The sequence below is a fragment of the Kangiella sp. TOML190 genome (assembly GCF_023706045.1).
GTDB lineage: Bacteria > Pseudomonadota > Gammaproteobacteria > Enterobacterales > Kangiellaceae > Kangiella.
Map to the genome: position 1 here is coordinate 733,624 of NZ_BQYL01000001.1, position 15,550 is coordinate 749,173.

Below are 15,550 nucleotides of genomic sequence, written 5' to 3' on the forward strand. Positions count from 1 at the left end.
TGTTTTTAATCGTTATGCCAGAAAGGGGTGCCAACCACTGGGGTGCTCGGCTTAGCCAAATCGCGCTCTGGTATCGCCCCAGCTTCAAAAGCCTGGCGTCCTGCGTTAACCGCATTTTTAAATGCTGAAGCCATCATTACCGGATCTTCCGCTTGCGCAATTGCAGTATTTAGCAGCACAGCATCGTAGCCCATTTCCATAGCCTTTGCTGCGTGCGATGGCAAACCTAAACCAGCATCAATCACCATGGGTACGTCCGGTAAACGCTCGCGTAAAGTTTGCAAAGCATAGGGATCGGTTAAACCTCGGCCTGTACCGATCGGAGCGCCCCAAGGCATTAAAATATTACAACCCACATCCAGCAGTTTTTGGCATAAAACCAGATCATCGGTGCAATAGGGAAAGACCTCGAAACCGCGCTGGGTTAATGCTTTAGCCGCTTCGACTAGCTGAAACGGATCTGGCTGTAAGTTATAATCATCGCCTATAACTTCGAGTTTAATCCAATTGGTTTGAAAAATTTCACGCGCCATTTCGGCCGTTGTGATCGCTTCTTTGGTTGAATGACAGCCGGCGGTGTTCGGCAGCCAATGGCAGTCCAGTTGATTAATCTGACTCCAAAAATTTTCGCCACCTTTTCCTTGACGGCGCACTGAAACCGTAATCACCTGCGATTCTGAAGCTTTTAACGCATCCAGCATAACCTGTGGCGACGGGTAGAGCGCCGTACCGACAAATAATCTGCTTGAAATGTCTTTACCACCAATTGTTAACATACGCTGTTGCTCGTTACTTAAACTCTATTTTTTATTTACTGTTCTAGGTTAGCGCGATACGCGGTAACTGGAATTTTTAACCGCCTTGCATAGGCAAAACGATCTCTACCTTATCATTTTCGTTTAATGCGGTTTCTGCATAAATTGATCTTGGAATAAACTCCATATTCACTGCCACAGCGAAGTTGCTTTGTTCCAATTGGTTATTAGCTTGTAACCAATCAATAAATTGACTAATCGTCATCGGCGTTTCGATTTCTATCGTCCGATCATTAAGCATTAACTGCATAGACTTCCTCTTTACTATCAATAGATTCTAATAATTGCTCTATCGCTTTTTCAATCAAAGCTGGTGCCAATAAGATCCCATGCCGATAAAGACCATTAATTTTGCCAATGCCATCTTCCAGCTCCATCAAGGGCAAATTATCCGCTAAGGCCGGCCGACAATTAACTACTGACTTGATAATACGCGCCTCACCAAAACCTTTATGCACACTGTAAGCGGCTGACAATAACTCCAAGCTGGAACGAACCGAAACTGGCGAATAATCTTCCGACTCAATTTCAGTCGCACCCACCAAATAGATGTTATTCGGTCTTGGCACTATATAAATTCGATAACGCGGATGCATTAACCGGGTTAAATTTTTGATGTTAACGTCTGGAGCTTCGAGCCACAGCAATTCACCACGCACAGCCCGTAATGGTAAACTTTCTTTTGCTCCTAAGCCGCGACAATCAAATACCCAATCAAAAGCATGGGTATCATGCTCCGTTTTAAGCAAGCCTTTTTCGATGGATACTACCCGCGTATTGTCATACCACACAATAGTATCCAGCTCTCTATCCAGTGCTTGCAATAATTCTATGGGATCCAATTGACCTTCTGTTGGTAAAAAGAGTCCCTCGCCCAAAGAAGCCAATTCTTGATCTTTAATCGCAAGGTCAACTTTTTGTGCATAGTCAGCAACATTATCTAGCTTACGATGTATTAATCGATAAAAATGCTCTAACTCAACCTTGTCTTGGCCATGTGCGGCGACAATAGAACCTTGTTGCTTGAAAAACACCTGCGATGAAAGCTGGCTTAACCACTGCGGATAAATTTCCAGCGAGCGACAGCCCAGTTCAAAAACTTTAGGCTCGGCCATTTCTAATTCGGCTAATGGTGATAAAATTCCAGCGGCCGCATAAGAGCAAGCCGCTTGGCTATGCCGCGCAGCTTTATCGAAAATCGAGATTTCAAATCCAAGCTCAGCTCCTAACTTGGACAATCGCCAGGCAAGCATTCGCCCAGCAATTCCAGCGCCGACTACCGCAATTCGCATGAGCTAGTCTTGCAGCTCCACATAAATTTCGCTACCTTGTTTTTTAAACTCAGCTGACTTTTCTGCCATACCTTTTTCTATTTCTTGGCTAGAAAGTTTCTGCTGTTCATCAGCCCCTAGACTCTCAGAATAGTCGCGAACGTCTTGGCTAATTTTCATGGAACAGAACTTTGGCCCACACATAGAGCAAAAGTGCGCAACTTTGGCAGAATCTTTTGGCAAGGTTTCATCATGAAATTCGCGAGCGGTATCAGGATCTAGCCCTAAATTAAATTGATCTTCCCAACGGAACTCAAATCGCGCCATCGACAATTGATCATCTCGATAGCGAGCACCGGGATGACCTTTGGCAACATCCGCCGCATGCGCCGCTAACTTGTAAGTAATAATGCCCGTTTTCACATCATCGCGATTGGGCAGCCCCAAATGCTCTTTGGGCGTGACATAACACAGCATGGCGCAGCCGTACCAACCGATCATAGCCGCGCCAATCCCAGAAGTAATGTGATCATAACCTGGCGCAATGTCAGTGGTTAAAGGGCCAAGGGTATAAAAAGGCGCTTCATCGCAAACTTCCAGTTGTTTATCCATATTCTCTTTGATCAGATGCATCGGCACATGACCTGGGCCTTCGATCATTACTTGTACATCGTGTTTCCAAGCAATTTTCGTTAATTCGCCAAGCGTTTCCAACTCACCAAATTGTGCTTCATCGTTAGCATCGGCTAATGAGCCTGGACGTAAACCATCGCCTAATGAAAAGCTAACGTCATAGGCTTTCATGATTTCACAAATCTCTTCAAAGTGGGTGTAAAGAAAGTTTTCTTTGTGGTGAGCGATACACCATTTGGCCATAATCGAACCGCCACGCGACACAATACCAGTGACTCGTTTAGCAGTCAGCGGCACATAGCGCAATAAGACGCCGGCATGGATGGTGAAGTAATCCACGCCCTGTTCGGCTTGTTCAATTAGCGTATCGCGGAATACATCCCAAGTCAGATCTTCGGCAACGCCATTGACTTTTTCCAGAGCTTGATAAATCGGCACAGTGCCAATCGGTACTGGCGAATTCCGCAAAATATAATCGCGGGTAGCATGAATATTTTTACCGGTGGAAAGATCCATCACCGTATCGCCCCCCCAACGCGTTGACCAAACCAACTTTTCCACTTCTTCTTCGATGCTTGAAGTGACTGCCGAATTACCAATGTTGGCGTTGATCTTGACCAAGAAATTACGCCCAATGATCATCGGCTCTAATTCGGTATGGTTGATATTGGCTGGAATAATGGCGCGACCTGCAGCAATTTCGTCACGCACAAACTCCGGAGTGATCTGCTTGGGGGTATTGGCGCCAAAAGATTGGCCTTTTAAGCGAGCTTCGCGTTCATCATTGGAAAATTCTTGTTGCAAGGCAGCGCGCTGTTGATTCTCACGAATAGCAATATATTCCATCTCTGGAGTAATGATCCCTTGGCGCGCATAATGCAGCTGGGTTACATTTTGTCCCGCTTTGGCACGCAAGGGTTTGCGCTGCAGATCGGGATTATGCGTCGCGAAGGCTTTGGCATCGTCATCATAGCCATTATCGATCGCCTTAACTTCACGCCCTTGATACTCTTCCACATCGTCACGCGCGAGCACCCAGTCGCGACGCACTTCGGTTAATCCCTTGCGCACATTGATTTCAACATTGGGATCAGTATAGGCACCCGAAGTATCGTAAACCGTTACCGCCTCACCATTGGTCAGACTAATTTCACGCATCGGTACTCGTATTTCAGGATGAATGTCTCCGTTTACATAAATCTTTTTAGATTTAGGTAAAGGATCACGAGTAATGGTATGGCTTGTTTTGCCCTCAACGGACAACTCAATCGGATCATTTTTCGCCATGGCGTTATCTCCAGCAAGCGTTGGCGATCACGGCTGGCATGACGGAACCTAGGAAAGTGTAATGATTACAAAGACTTAGCGTTAAAGCTTTGATTAAGAATTACTCTTCCCTCCGCCGATGCTAATCGGATCAGGTTATACGGGTTTGCGTAGTGCATCTCAGCCTTAGTTGTTAATCCTTACTTATCGCATAACGCGCAAACTAGGAACAGAAGGCACCCCGAGAGTTGCAATCTATTATACCGGTTTTTAGCAACTTTTCACCTCATCCGATGGCAGTTACGAGTCCTATTTGCACTTTTTGCCAATTAGTTGCATCATAATTTTATCGCCCAGCAAATGATCCATTATTTGAGATTGAAAACAAAGCTGTTAACTTGTGTTTGTTTATTCTTTTCGATTATCGGCTGCCAAACGTTTCATTACGATCCCAGCCAAAGAACCGACAGTTATTTGATGCCCATGGTTAAAGAAGGATCAATTTATCAAGCTATAACACCTCTACTGGAGGATAAGGCTCCCGATCAGTCAGCTTTTCACTTGCTGGATGATGGGCTCTCAGCGTTTGTTGCCCGCGCCGTGCTAATTGATCAAGCACAACACTCACTGGATCTGCAATACTACATATTCCGCCAAGACGTTTCGGGAAAAATTCTTATCGCCAAATTGATCCAAGCCGCTGAGCGCGGAGTTCGAGTACGGATCTTGCTGGACGATATTGGCAGCGCCTTGGATAACCGCTGGCTAGCCACCTTTAACCACCACCCGAATATCGAACTTCGAGTTTTTAATCCGGTTCGAGGGCGCAGCGGCCTGTCCCGAGCTCTGCAGCAAGCAGGCACTTTTTCTCAAACTAATCGCAGAATGCACAACAAGTTATTAGTCGCCGACAGTATGATTGCTATCACTGGAGGTCGTAATATTGGCGATCAATATTTCTCCAATACCCATGTTGATTTTCAAGATCTTGATGTGTTGGCGATTGGCGAGATCGTCAAACCCAGTCATCAATACTTCGATGACTATTGGAATCATGTCTTGTCCGTACCGATTGATTTACTGATTGAACTGGATAGCGAAAAAAGCTTCAGCCAACTGAGCAGCCTTACTAACCAATATTTGCAAGACGCTAAAAATTCAGAATTTATTAATGCGCTAAAGCAATCTAACTTTCTGACCCAGCTGCGGCAAGGTCGATTGGATCTCTCTTGGGGTAATGCCTATGTGTATGCGGATCCGCCAGACAAAGCGCTAACAGAAGTTGAAATCGGTTTTGAGGAAATGTTAGGCAGTAAAATTGGCCAAGTTCTTGCTAACGGTCAACAACGACTACTAATTACTTCGGCTTATTTTGTGCCCACCAGTGCCGGAATGGAGTTTTTACAAAAACAACTTAAACAAGGTGTTGAGATTTCGATCTTAACCAACGCCCTTAGCACCACCGACGTTAGCGCCGTTCACAGTAAATACCGTTATTACCGAGAACCGCTTATCAAGGCTGGCGCCAAACTTTGGGAGTTACGATCTTCGGCCAAACAAACCAAGCGCCAGAAATGGTTTCGCTCACGCTCGCAAGCCAGCTTACACGCCAAAACCTTTGTTATCGATCAAGATAAAAGCATTGTCGGCTCTGCCAATTTCGATCCGCGCTCCATCAAAATCAACACGGAAATGGCAATACTGATCGTCAGTGCATCGCTTAATCAAAAACTAGCAAGAATTTTCGAAAACTTAACGACTCCAGAATCTGCATGGAAATTGGAGTTAGATGAGGATGAAGATTTAAGCTGGCACGCGATCGATAAAGAGCAACAACCCCTAGTATACGACAAAGAACCCGAAACCAGTTGGTGGATGCGCTTTAAGGTTTGGTTGGTGTCTATTTTGCCGATTGAGGATCAAATTTAATTTTCACCAGCCTAACCTTCAACCAGATGCAGCTGTTCTACATAAATTAACTCACAAGCGCCATCGCCAGTATCCTCTCTGGTTAAAGAACTTTTCCAGCGCCAGTTGGATTCTTTATTCCTAACCTTAACTAATTTGCCCTGGAGCTCCACGATTTGTCCCGCTTTAATCTTTTTGATCTGCTTGGCAATATAACTACTACTGGGGATCAGATGCATATTGGCGCTATGTGTTTGAATTTCTTGTTGCGGAATTGGCGCTTTATCGTATCGATAGCGATACCAACGACCGGTTTGCCAAAACTCAATCTGTTGCAACACCGACTCATCTGACATTCGCCCCCAGCCTAACGCCAGATCCGTTGGCGAAATCTCAGCACCTTTATCGTAACGATAATCTTCTTTTAAAATTACCTTAGCTTTAATATTAAAATCCGCCAAAGGCGTTACTTCGAAGTTAGCATGTTCGAAACTAATCGGATCGTTAATGGGCTTCTGATAGGGAACATCAGCGGCCATTACTCCATCACCCAGCGTTACGGGTTGCTTTGCTTTATAGATAATGAGCAAGACTAAAACGCCGACAATGGCCGTAGCGATTTGCTTTGTACCCATGGCTTTTCCAATGATTACTTTTAGATAGTATAAAAAAAAGGGCGACTAATGTCGCCGGGGGTATGTAGAGAGTAGCTTTTATAATTATTGTTATGTTTCTTAGGAGTTTTACTAACTAACAACTATTGAACTAATTTTAGTGAAAAAGGATATTTATAAACGCCCCCTTCACTTGCTTTAATTGCTGCCAAAATGGTTACGATAAAGTGGAAAATTATCAGTCCAAACAGCAACGGAATTCCAATTAAGATAAAGCAAAGGATTAGTGCTACACAATAAGCAATAAACATACTGATATTAAAATTCAGCGCTTCTTTACCATTTTCCGCCACTAAAGGCATCGACTCCTTCTTCAATAACCAGACTACCAATGGGCCCAGCACCATTCCGATAACAGGAATCAAAGGCACCATTGCGACAAAGGCAGCTAAATGGGCGAACATTGACCAGCTTTTTTCATCGCCGCTGGCGCTTTCTGTATCTAAGACTTCCGCTTCGCCCTCAATCACTCTTTCTTGCTGCGCATGCTCGTTAGCTTGTTCACTCTCTGCGCTAGCACTGTCGACCGCTTCCACGTTTTCAGTAGCATTTTCGGTAGCCGCTGGTTTTTTATCTTTATCTGACATTCGCTTTATTTCTCCGCGTTTCATAATTTACGGTTTTAGATTAGCAAAGAAACTTATTTCAAAATGTAACCAAGAGTGATAGGAATTGACGATAAAATGCTGCTGCCAATTGCATTAGCCAGTATTAACTAACACATTGATTTGTATAAGTTTTTTGTGAAACCTTCTTGTTTGCTAAAAAATAAAAGCAAGCAGCTCAATTAGTAAAACCTAGATAAACCTTTGATTTATATGGAAATATTAAACAGGAAAATAATTGGCGAGATCCAAAATGACGCCGCAATGCGATAAGCTATTGTTTTTGCTGGTTATTTTTGGAGTATTTCTACTTCCGCGCCAACTGCGACAGGTAATTGCCCCGAGATACTAAGTAGCGCAGTGAAAATCATTAATATAACTATTAACTTTGGTAGTCCGCTAAACTGAAACATGAACCATACTGCCGGAGCGATTGGCGGCCTTGCAAAAATGCCAATTCGATTACAAAGGCAAAGCCCGCGATTTCTCCGCCTAATTGCTGCACCAATTGCGCACTTGCAATTGCAGTACCTCCCGTTGCTAACAAGTCATCATGAATCAGCACTCTATCACCAGCTTTTATCGCATCTTTATGTATCTCTAAACAAGCCGTTCCATACTCTAAATCATAGTCTACTTGAATAGTATCGGCGGGTAGCTTACCTTTTTTGCGGATCAAGACGAAGGGAAGCCCTAAGGCGCGCGCCAAAGAAGGTCCGAATAAAAATCCGCGCGAATCAATACCGACTATGGCACTTAAGTTTAATGGTCTAGCATGTTCAATTAGCGCTGTAAGAATTTGTTGGGATACTTTTGCATCCAACAGTAGCGGCGTTATATCTTTAAAAGAAATTCCAGCTTTTGGAAAATCTGCGACTTCACGGACATTAGCTTTTACAAGCGTTTCGATATCAATGGACTGGCTGCTCATAATACAATTTTTTACATAACAACTTCAGTTATAATGCGCACATAATACCGCAAGCTCAGTCTTAAAGTGAAAAGTTAATCATGAAAAACATTCTAATTTATGTCGCCATGCAGTCCGAAGCGCAACCGATCATTGAGGCCTTAGATTTAACCATCACTTCTTTACTACCTAAGGCTTTACCCATGCAAACTTTTGCGGGCAAGAAGGATAAACATCACTATTTACTTGTGACCTCTGGTAAAAGCACACTGTATGGCGTTGATAATGTAGGCACCGAGCCTGCGGCTGTCGGTTTGCAAGCGGCTTTGCAATTGTTCGATGCTGACCTAGTGATTAACGCTGGAACCGCAGGCGGCTGGCAAACCAAAGGAGCAAAAATTGCTCAAGTTTATCTTGGTAAAAGTCCTATTCGTTATCACGACCATCGAATTCCGATCCCTACTTTCGAAGCCTATGGTCGCGGTTCTTATCCTTGCATGGACACATCGGAGTTAGCTCGCAAACTCAATTTAACACAAGGCTTTATTAGCACCAGCAATTCGCTCGATTTTAACCAAGATTGTGATCGGTTAATGCAGGAAAATAACGCTGACTGTAAAGAAATGGAATGCGCCGCTCTGGCTTGGGTTTGCCATTTGTACCAGAAGCCGTTTTTGCCAGTAAAAGCAATTACGGATTTTGTTGATGGCAAACACCCGACCGCAGAGCAGTTTCAACAAAACTTAAACCGCACCTGTGAAGCGCTAAAAAATGCAGTGATCAAACTACTAGCCATAATTTAAGCTAGAATAATGGCTGAAAACCCGCGTACAACATTCGTTCAGCATCAAAGATCCGTCTCTTTGTATTAACTAACGGTTTGATCAGATCCGCCATTCTAGGATCAGCTGCAACTTTTTTATTCACCAAATCACGCGCCTGACGAGACTCAAATGTCACCCAACCAAAAATAATTACCTCATCTTCAGCTGCTTTTACCGCTTTAAAAAATGAGCCAACGCCCTCTAAGCTAAAATCGTCGCCAACATTTTCCGTATAATCAAGTGCGCCATGCTCTTTCCAAATTTTAGCGACTTGTTTAACCACTGTTTGATAGGTTTCTAACCCATCGCGTGGTATCGGCAATATAAAACCATCGATATAGTGTGCCACTCTTGACCTCTTTTTTATTGAATTTTTTGCAGCAAAAAGCTACCGCTAAGGCATGAAAAGGCACTCACCAGAATAACGCGTACCATAACGTTCATTCCAATGAGTACCTTTAAGCAGTTAAACAATGATTAAATCAAGCGCTATTTTCTGCTAAAGCAAACGCTATTAGTCTGTGGCTATCGATACCAAGACGCTTATAACCATTGGTAGCTTTACCCCAAACATCCAGATCAGCGGCAAAAGCAGCATTGATACAGCTACCCACTAAGTCGGATGCACTAAAGTCATTCTGATAAGTTGAACCCACTTTAGTGTATGGCGGTGCCGCTACGGCAGCGGTTTCAACATAAGGCGAACTGGTTGAAGCCAGCCCAAGCACGTTGGAACCACGAATAATGGTAAAGTCAAACACCGCATGGTTATTAGGATGCTCAGCTTGATACTCAATATGTACCGCAGTCGATGGGCTATCATAGCGTAAGAAGCCACAATCATCGCTAGCCGAAACACCACCAATACTGGGTTGCGGCAACGCTGAACTAACCAAATTGTTATCAACATGCACCTTAAACACTAAGCCGCCAGCCACCACTTCCGCAGCCTCAGCCCGTCGCGACAGAGTCGGGTCGGTACTGTCTCGCATTAAGAACTCAAAAGTATCAGCGCCTGGCATGATCTTTTGCCCGACAGCATTGAACACCTCAATCTGAACTTCAAAAGTTCCAGCATCATCCGTCAAATTGGTACTGCTCATCGGCGGTGCCACTCCTCTGGTATCCCAACTCGCTGCAACATCGTTCAAATTGCCCGTTAACCACTCACGAACCACCACCGTAGCCGGATCAGTTGCTCTTGGCGGCGGCGTACGCGGTTTAAACTCAAACAAATTGGACTCGGAACCAACCGTCTGTGGCGGTATCGGGTACGTTTCATAAGTGGGTAGACTGCCATCGTCATACTCCATTCGATATCTACGATTCTGGGGCGCGGTCATGGCGGTCCAACCGCTAGTACCCACGCGGCGATAAGAATAACGATAATACTTAATGCTATTGTCATCAGATCCCGGATCCGTATCTCCTTTAGGGATAAAATACGAATCATCATGAAAGAAGTGCAACACATGCGCAAAAGGTGCGTTATAAAGCGTACCTAAGGCGCTGTTATTATAGTCCAAGAAACCGTCCGGCTTGAGCCAACCAATCGGAGGTGTAACACCAGAAGGATTGCCAAAAATTGGAGTATGACCAATTTTGTACGGTAGCACGAACAAGGTAACGCCATCGGGTATATCGTATTCTGGAGTTTCACAAGGCTCCGCATTGGGCGCATTGATCACCACCTCGCTGCCGCACTCATAATTCCAATAGGTGTTACAAGCAACGTTCGGTTTATACACCGTTTGCCAGACTCCATCTTGCAACTGCTCAACCCAGAAATACAAATCCGGGTGGTCATTACAATTATAAAAGATGGTAGTAGAAAAGTGACCTTGATGATCAACTTCAACCGTTTTGATGCAATCTTTTCTATAGAGTGGCCATAAATACCTAAACCAACACCAATAGGGGTATAAATAGCGATTCAAGTTTAGCAACTGTCTTCTTATAGCCATCGCATCATTAGCATTAGCTAAAGCTTCAAAAGCAAACTGATCATTACTGATCGCCATTCTAGCTTCGCTTAATCCCCTAGCGCTATTATCAAAAGTACGATTAGCAACACCAGATACCGCAGCCGAATCGAGACTTAAGTCTCTTCTCAATTCAAACTCTGGCGGAATCGGATCAGGGCGAGGATCAGGAATCGGATCAGGGAAGGGATCAGGAATTTTCGGTCTTCTAACGGGGTAGAGCTTCTCGAGTAAATCCTCTTTTAGTCTAAAAATATCGCGATCAGGAATTTTCGGTAGAATTAAATACCAGGGATCAACCTCGCAAATATGCACTCTGGCGTTACACACAGGCGCATCTTGAACCGTCCCATCAGGCAGGCTAACGCGATTGATAACCTTGCCTTTAACGTTGCAAAAACACAACAAGGGCAAAATAAAATCGCGCGGGATTTTCAGTTCAATTTCAGGTCGCTCGGCAATAAAACGAGAATCAGCACCATAAGCGCCAAAACGCTGCAACTGCTTTAAACTCGGTGTTGCTTGATCCTTCTCCAAAGCTGGAGCAATTACCAATTTTAGGTTTCGACCATCAACATTTTTAGCAAGCTTAATATTTGCTTCGCAATTGTCAGAAACCTTAGCATTACCTAGCGGCTTTCCTCCTGTACTAAACACAAAGGCTTGCAGTTCTTTTTCAGCTAATTCGGGGGGAAGAGATAACTTTAGTTTTAAAGCATCTCCTTTACTATTTTCCATTTTTACATCTCCTTGCTATATGAATATCCAAATACTCTAAGATCTAGAGCACAGGCTAGCATGACATAAAAATATCAATTACCCGATTGCGAAATATACATTCTCGCTGTGACTATACTCACAACCGCTAAAACTCGTTATAAGAAGTGTAAAGCCAGCTTTACGGAATGAGCTTAAAAGGACTTCTCTAGAGTTATATAAGACCAAAAATCAGCAAGCAAGCTAAGCTCACTCTTCGACTATTATCTCGATTTTATTGGAAATCACTGGCCTTTTGTGCGGCACGTGCAAATAGTTGCCAAGCAATAATTGCAAGCTGTGCTTACCCGCTGGTAAGGTAATTTCAGTTTCGGTTTGACCGCCGCCAAAATGGCGAACTTGATCCGTTGAGGGCAAAGGCAGGGTTAGATTTGGCAATTGTTCCAGATCGATTAATAAATGATGATGGCCAGTATTTTCTTTGTCCACACCGGCTGGCGCCACCCCCATGTTCTTTAGACCAAAGACCACCTTAAAAGGCGACTTGAGGGTTTGTCCATCTTGCGGCGTAATAAAATAGACTTCAGCATTTTCTGGGGCGTCACTAACCAACTCGTTAGCAGCAGTTTCCGAGGTTAGGTTTAACCACAGCAACCCGACAAAAAGCAAAACTTTCGGCAAAGTAATTTTCAGCATAACTCATATCCTATTTTCACCAGAGCCAAACTGCAGCACATTTAATCCTAGCGACGATAATAGCTAACAACTCAACTCACTCAAAACTATCAGGTTTTACTATAACATCTTTTAGTATTGAGGAACTTGACCCATTACCCTAGAGCCTAAATTTAGGTTACTCAAAACCTTGCCTTTAGCAACAAAACCAAGGTTCAATTTATGCCAATTGAGCGCCTAAATGGAAGCCTTTCCGTAACAAAATAACTGTAATCGATTTCACCTACATACCGCCAAGATACAGCGCTATTCTTGCCAGCCAATTCCCAACTCTGCTTAAACTCAGAAGCTTCTCTAACCTCATTTACAGAACATGAGCTCAACATTATGATGAAGAGAGTGACTAAATACTTTAGCAATCTCAGCTCCCCTTGAGTTATAACGCCTACCGCAGCGGCGCAGAAACCGCGCAGCGGTTTTTGCGTCCGGCCCCGTAGGGGCGCACTGCCGGTTCTTGTTATGTGTATTACTGCTCGATGCCAGCTGCATTAGTAAACACCACCCATTTATTTGCTAGAACTTCGCCGGCCTGACCCGAAACGAATGACCAGCCATGTGCGCGAATTTCAGAGTGCACTAGGTCGTGGATGGAAGCAACGTTGCCTGACTCATGCAGTAACGCATACATCTCGGCGGCCACAGCTAGACGCCCTATGATAAAAGGACGTTCACTGGCCTCGCTCGTGGATTCGAGACCCTCTCTAAGCGCCAGCGTGTAATCCGTCAACTTGTTGAATATTTCTACCATGCTCGATTACACATAACGCCGCGATAAGGGGCAAACTCCTTGTTCCAGATTGCTACGAACTCTAACAGTGACGTAAAGCTGAACGCTCAGCGGTTAACTTTGCTCAAAACTCCACCCGTCGTTAGCGCGCGATTTCTGTCCGCACCCAGTGAGCGAATTACGCGAGGGCTTTACAGCGCCGCCACCCATGAGCGTGATAGTACGCAACCTTTGCGCTTTACGCTACCGCATATTTTACTATTTGCATGGACTACAAAACGGCAGTTTAACTTGGCCCTCTTTGGCAGGGCAGTGAACTCTAAATGGCGGCAACACGATGCTTTTTTTTAATCTTGCGGAGGACTTGCCGAGCCGCCAACGATGAACTTGAGAGAATTGGTAGGGTGGCGGTCGAAGCCCAATGCGTTGATGATTTAGGCGGGTTAGAAAAAGCGAAGTTGTTGGGTTAAGCTTGGTTGAAACAGTACTCTCTGCGGGCGGCGACACCAAGGGGTTTGCCTCATAACGCCGCGATAACTGGCGATTTTACCGTTAGCTGTTTTGCGCATAAAATTGGGCGCAGCCCATGCGCAAAACGGCTAACGGTAAATTTGTCCAGTTCATTGCCTTGTTACACAGCATGAGCCCACTCAGCTGGAAGTGGCAGTTCCGGCGGGCCGTAAACAATGTGTAGTACCCTTCTAACTCCGAATTCGAGCTTTGATGAAGCGTGAAGCAGCAAAGGCCGCATGATTAACGCACCGCCTTCCCGTACTTCACAGGTTACTCGTTCATGCGAGTTTACTCCGTTATGTGAGTATGGGACTACCTGTAACGCTCCATTTTGAGAAGTAGTGTGATCAATATGCACACGAACTGCTACCAAAGATTGCAATACGTGCTCTGGCGGTTGAACAAAGTATGTGCCTTCTTTTTTCGACCAGCCAGACCAGCCCAACGTTTCGAACTTTTCACGAACAGGAATGCTCTTATCTCGGTGCAATGCTACAAGCCAGTTTTTACTTTCACTTTTATGGAAGTAGGTGCATTGGACCGCGACATTTGGTTTCGGAAGTAGGCCGTAATTTTCCAATTTTTCGGCGACGCGCTTTGATAGCTCTTTGACTATGGAATGTTGCAGTAAATTTCGGGTTCCAGCTTTCGATGATACTTCAGATTCACAAAGCTTCAATATCGCTTTAAGATCTGTAACTGCTACAACGTTATTTACGATTACAAAACCTTGTTGGTCGAACTTGGCACATAGTTCAGTCATGATGTGTAACAGTTGAATATGCGACATTGCGCATAATTAATTGATTTATAAGACATTTATTTTTTAGATCCCTTTTGCTCTTAATTACCCCTGTTAAGAGGACATTTTGGTTCCCGTAGTATTTTCAGCATTTTGTACCATTTTTTTAGGAATTAGCTTACAGGCCTTGCAGTTCTTATCTCTTAACCCTCTAGTGGCCATCCTTTATTATCTATTCAAAATAGCAAAGAGGACATGGAATGTCTAAATCGCCTTTTATTAATTCTATAAGAAATATAATGAGGGTCAACCAGTACAGTTTCCAAACTGAGAAAACGTATCTGTATTGGATTAAAGACTATATTCGCTTTCATGCTTATGACCATCCTCAAAATTTATCTGAAAAAGATGTTAGTAACTATCTTTCATATTTGGCGGTCACTAGAAATGTCAGTATTAGCACCCAAAAAATTGCTCTCAATGCCATAGTATTTCTTTATAAAAGAATCTTAAAAAATCCCCTCGGTCAATTAACAGATATTCAGCGATCAAAAAAACCTGTAAAACTACCCACCGTTTTTACCCGTGATGAAATCGGCGTTATTTTTACTCATTTATCCGGTGAATACGAGGTTATTGCTTCTTTACTCTATGGCTCTGGCCTTCGTGTTTCCGAAGCACTACGGTTAAGAATTAAAGATATTAACCTTCAAAATCAAACTTTAATGGTGCGACAAAGCAAAGGCAATAAAGACAGAGTTACCATTCTTTCGAATCACTCTATTAGCCTTTTAGAATCACAATTACAAAAATGCCTAACGAAATACCAAGCGTTACGAGCCAAACGCCAATGGCATGGCGTCCATTTACCAAAAGCATTAGGCAAAAAGGTGCCAAGCGCGCATTTTGCCTATGCGTGGCAGTTTGTATTCGCTTCTGATAGCTTACCCCCGGATCCAGTCACTGGTATCCGTCGGAGCTTCCATCGCCACCCTAGAACGATTGGAAGAGTTATTAATAAAGCTTTTCGAGCCGCCAACATTTATAAACACGCCACTTGCCACACTTTTAGGCACTCTTTTGCCACTCACTTATTAGAAAATGGCTATGACATACGCACTGTGCAAGAACTGCTTGGCCATAGAAATGTTGAAACCACACAAATTTACACTCATGTAATGGATAAAGGGGCGAACGCCGTTAGAAGCCCCTTGGATAACTTGTAATT

15 protein-coding genes and 1 riboswitch are annotated in these 15,550 nt (G+C 44.0%); of the genes, 3 read left to right on the plus strand and 12 right to left on the minus strand.

What is annotated here, in order from left to right:
* Positions 1-5: 5 nt before the first annotated feature.
* The 4 genes from NFS34_RS03530 to thiC all read right to left on the minus strand — a co-directional run bounded on the left by NFS34_RS03530 (position 6) and on the right by thiC (position 4,006).
* The gene (locus tag NFS34_RS03530) at positions 6-776 is read right to left on the minus strand and encodes a thiazole synthase (protein WP_251358505.1); all 771 of its coding nucleotides are present in this window, start codon (positions 774-776) and stop codon (positions 6-8) included.
* 76 nt (positions 777-852) lie between these two features.
* Positions 853-1,065 carry a sulfur carrier protein ThiS gene (gene thiS, locus NFS34_RS03535; protein ID WP_251358506.1) on the minus strand — a complete coding sequence of 71 codons (213 nt, stop codon included), beginning with the start codon at positions 1,063-1,065 and terminating at the stop codon, positions 853-855.
* A complete protein-coding gene (locus tag NFS34_RS03540) occupies positions 1,049-2,107 on the minus strand; it encodes an FAD-dependent oxidoreductase (RefSeq protein WP_251358507.1) in 1,059 nt (352 codons plus the stop codon). The genes thiS and NFS34_RS03540 overlap by 17 nt, the downstream gene beginning before the upstream one ends.
* Before the next feature lie 3 nt (positions 2,108-2,110).
* Positions 2,111-4,006, minus strand: a complete 1,896-nt coding sequence (gene thiC, locus NFS34_RS03545) for a phosphomethylpyrimidine synthase ThiC (protein WP_251358508.1) — start codon at positions 4,004-4,006, stop codon at positions 2,111-2,113.
* A 90-nt stretch (positions 4,007-4,096) separates the two neighbouring features.
* A riboswitch (TPP riboswitch) is annotated at positions 4,097-4,239 on the minus strand.
* A gap of 118 nt (positions 4,240-4,357) precedes the next feature.
* On the opposite strand from thiC, the gene NFS34_RS03550 reads away from it, so the two are divergent.
* Positions 4,358-5,914, plus strand: coding sequence for a phospholipase D family protein (locus NFS34_RS03550; protein WP_251358509.1), 1,557 nt, complete (start codon positions 4,358-4,360; stop codon positions 5,912-5,914).
* An 11-nt stretch (positions 5,915-5,925) separates the two neighbouring features.
* Here the strand turns inward: NFS34_RS03550 and NFS34_RS03555 are convergent, their stop codons facing one another.
* The 3 genes from NFS34_RS03555 to NFS34_RS03565 all read right to left on the minus strand — a co-directional run bounded on the left by NFS34_RS03555 (position 5,926) and on the right by NFS34_RS03565 (position 8,103).
* Positions 5,926-6,528: a hypothetical protein gene (locus NFS34_RS03555; RefSeq protein ID WP_251358510.1), complete on the minus strand. Its 603-nt coding sequence runs from the start codon at positions 6,526-6,528 to the stop codon at positions 5,926-5,928.
* Between the two features lie 122 nt (positions 6,529-6,650).
* Positions 6,651-7,154: a DUF4870 domain-containing protein gene (locus NFS34_RS03560; protein WP_251358511.1), complete on the minus strand. Its 504-nt coding sequence runs from the start codon at positions 7,152-7,154 to the stop codon at positions 6,651-6,653.
* A gap of 400 nt (positions 7,155-7,554) precedes the next feature.
* Positions 7,555-8,103 (minus strand): adenine phosphoribosyltransferase, encoded by a 549-nt coding sequence (locus NFS34_RS03565; RefSeq protein WP_251358512.1) that lies wholly within the window; start codon positions 8,101-8,103, stop codon positions 7,555-7,557.
* An 80-nt stretch (positions 8,104-8,183) separates the two neighbouring features.
* Between NFS34_RS03565 and NFS34_RS03570 the strand changes: the two genes are divergently transcribed.
* Positions 8,184-8,885 carry a hypothetical protein gene (locus NFS34_RS03570; RefSeq protein WP_251358513.1) on the plus strand — a complete coding sequence of 234 codons (702 nt, stop codon included), beginning with the start codon at positions 8,184-8,186 and terminating at the stop codon, positions 8,883-8,885.
* Position 8,886: 1 nt separating this feature from the next.
* Here NFS34_RS03570 and NFS34_RS03575 read toward each other — a convergent pair whose 3' ends face one another.
* The 5 genes from NFS34_RS03575 to NFS34_RS03595 all read right to left on the minus strand — a co-directional run bounded on the left by NFS34_RS03575 (position 8,887) and on the right by NFS34_RS03595 (position 14,370).
* A complete protein-coding gene (locus NFS34_RS03575; protein ID WP_251358514.1) occupies positions 8,887-9,255 on the minus strand; it encodes a DUF1428 domain-containing protein in 369 nt (122 codons plus the stop codon).
* Positions 9,256-9,388: 133 nt separating this feature from the next.
* Positions 9,389-11,626 (minus strand): hypothetical protein, encoded by a 2,238-nt coding sequence (locus NFS34_RS03580; RefSeq protein WP_251358515.1) that lies wholly within the window; start codon positions 11,624-11,626, stop codon positions 9,389-9,391.
* Between the two features lie 228 nt (positions 11,627-11,854).
* Complete coding sequence (locus tag NFS34_RS03585; protein WP_376707960.1) at positions 11,855-12,298, minus strand: DUF4399 domain-containing protein; 444 nt, start codon at positions 12,296-12,298, stop codon at positions 11,855-11,857.
* A 508-nt stretch (positions 12,299-12,806) separates the two neighbouring features.
* Entirely contained in the window at positions 12,807-12,980 is a 174-nt protein-coding gene (locus tag NFS34_RS03590) for a hypothetical protein (RefSeq protein WP_251358517.1), read from the minus strand.
* Between the two features lie 718 nt (positions 12,981-13,698).
* Positions 13,699-14,370: a phytanoyl-CoA dioxygenase family protein gene (locus NFS34_RS03595; RefSeq protein WP_251358518.1), complete on the minus strand. Its 672-nt coding sequence runs from the start codon at positions 14,368-14,370 to the stop codon at positions 13,699-13,701.
* Positions 14,371-14,582: 212 nt separating this feature from the next.
* On the opposite strand from NFS34_RS03595, the gene NFS34_RS03600 reads away from it, so the two are divergent.
* Entirely contained in the window at positions 14,583-15,548 is a 966-nt protein-coding gene (locus NFS34_RS03600; RefSeq protein WP_285834444.1) for an integron integrase, read from the plus strand.
* The last annotated feature ends 2 nt before the right edge of the window (positions 15,549-15,550 follow it).

Coding starts and splice junctions, on each gene's coding strand:
- NFS34_RS03600 (WP_285834444.1), top strand. CDS start 14,583: ATGTCTAAATCGCCTTTTATTAATTCTATAAGAAATATAATGAGGGTC.
- NFS34_RS03540 (WP_251358507.1), bottom strand. CDS start 2,107: ATGCGAATTGCGGTAGTCGGCGCTGGAATTGCTGGGCGAATGCTTGCC.
- NFS34_RS03580 (WP_251358515.1), bottom strand. CDS start 11,626: ATGGAAAATAGTAAAGGAGATGCTTTAAAACTAAAGTTATCTCTTCCC.
- NFS34_RS03570 (WP_251358513.1), top strand. CDS start 8,184: ATGAAAAACATTCTAATTTATGTCGCCATGCAGTCCGAAGCGCAACCG.
- NFS34_RS03555 (WP_251358510.1), bottom strand. CDS start 6,528: ATGGGTACAAAGCAAATCGCTACGGCCATTGTCGGCGTTTTAGTCTTG.
- NFS34_RS03530 (WP_251358505.1), bottom strand. CDS start 776: ATGTTAACAATTGGTGGTAAAGACATTTCAAGCAGATTATTTGTCGGT.
- thiC (WP_251358508.1), bottom strand. CDS start 4,006: ATGGCGAAAAATGATCCGATTGAGTTGTCCGTTGAGGGCAAAACAAGC.
- NFS34_RS03560 (WP_251358511.1), bottom strand. CDS start 7,154: ATGTCAGATAAAGATAAAAAACCAGCGGCTACCGAAAATGCTACTGAA.
- NFS34_RS03565 (WP_251358512.1), bottom strand. CDS start 8,103: ATGAGCAGCCAGTCCATTGATATCGAAACGCTTGTAAAAGCTAATGTC.
- thiS (WP_251358506.1), bottom strand. CDS start 1,065: ATGCAGTTAATGCTTAATGATCGGACGATAGAAATCGAAACGCCGATG.
- NFS34_RS03595 (WP_251358518.1), bottom strand. CDS start 14,370: ATGTCGCATATTCAACTGTTACACATCATGACTGAACTATGTGCCAAG.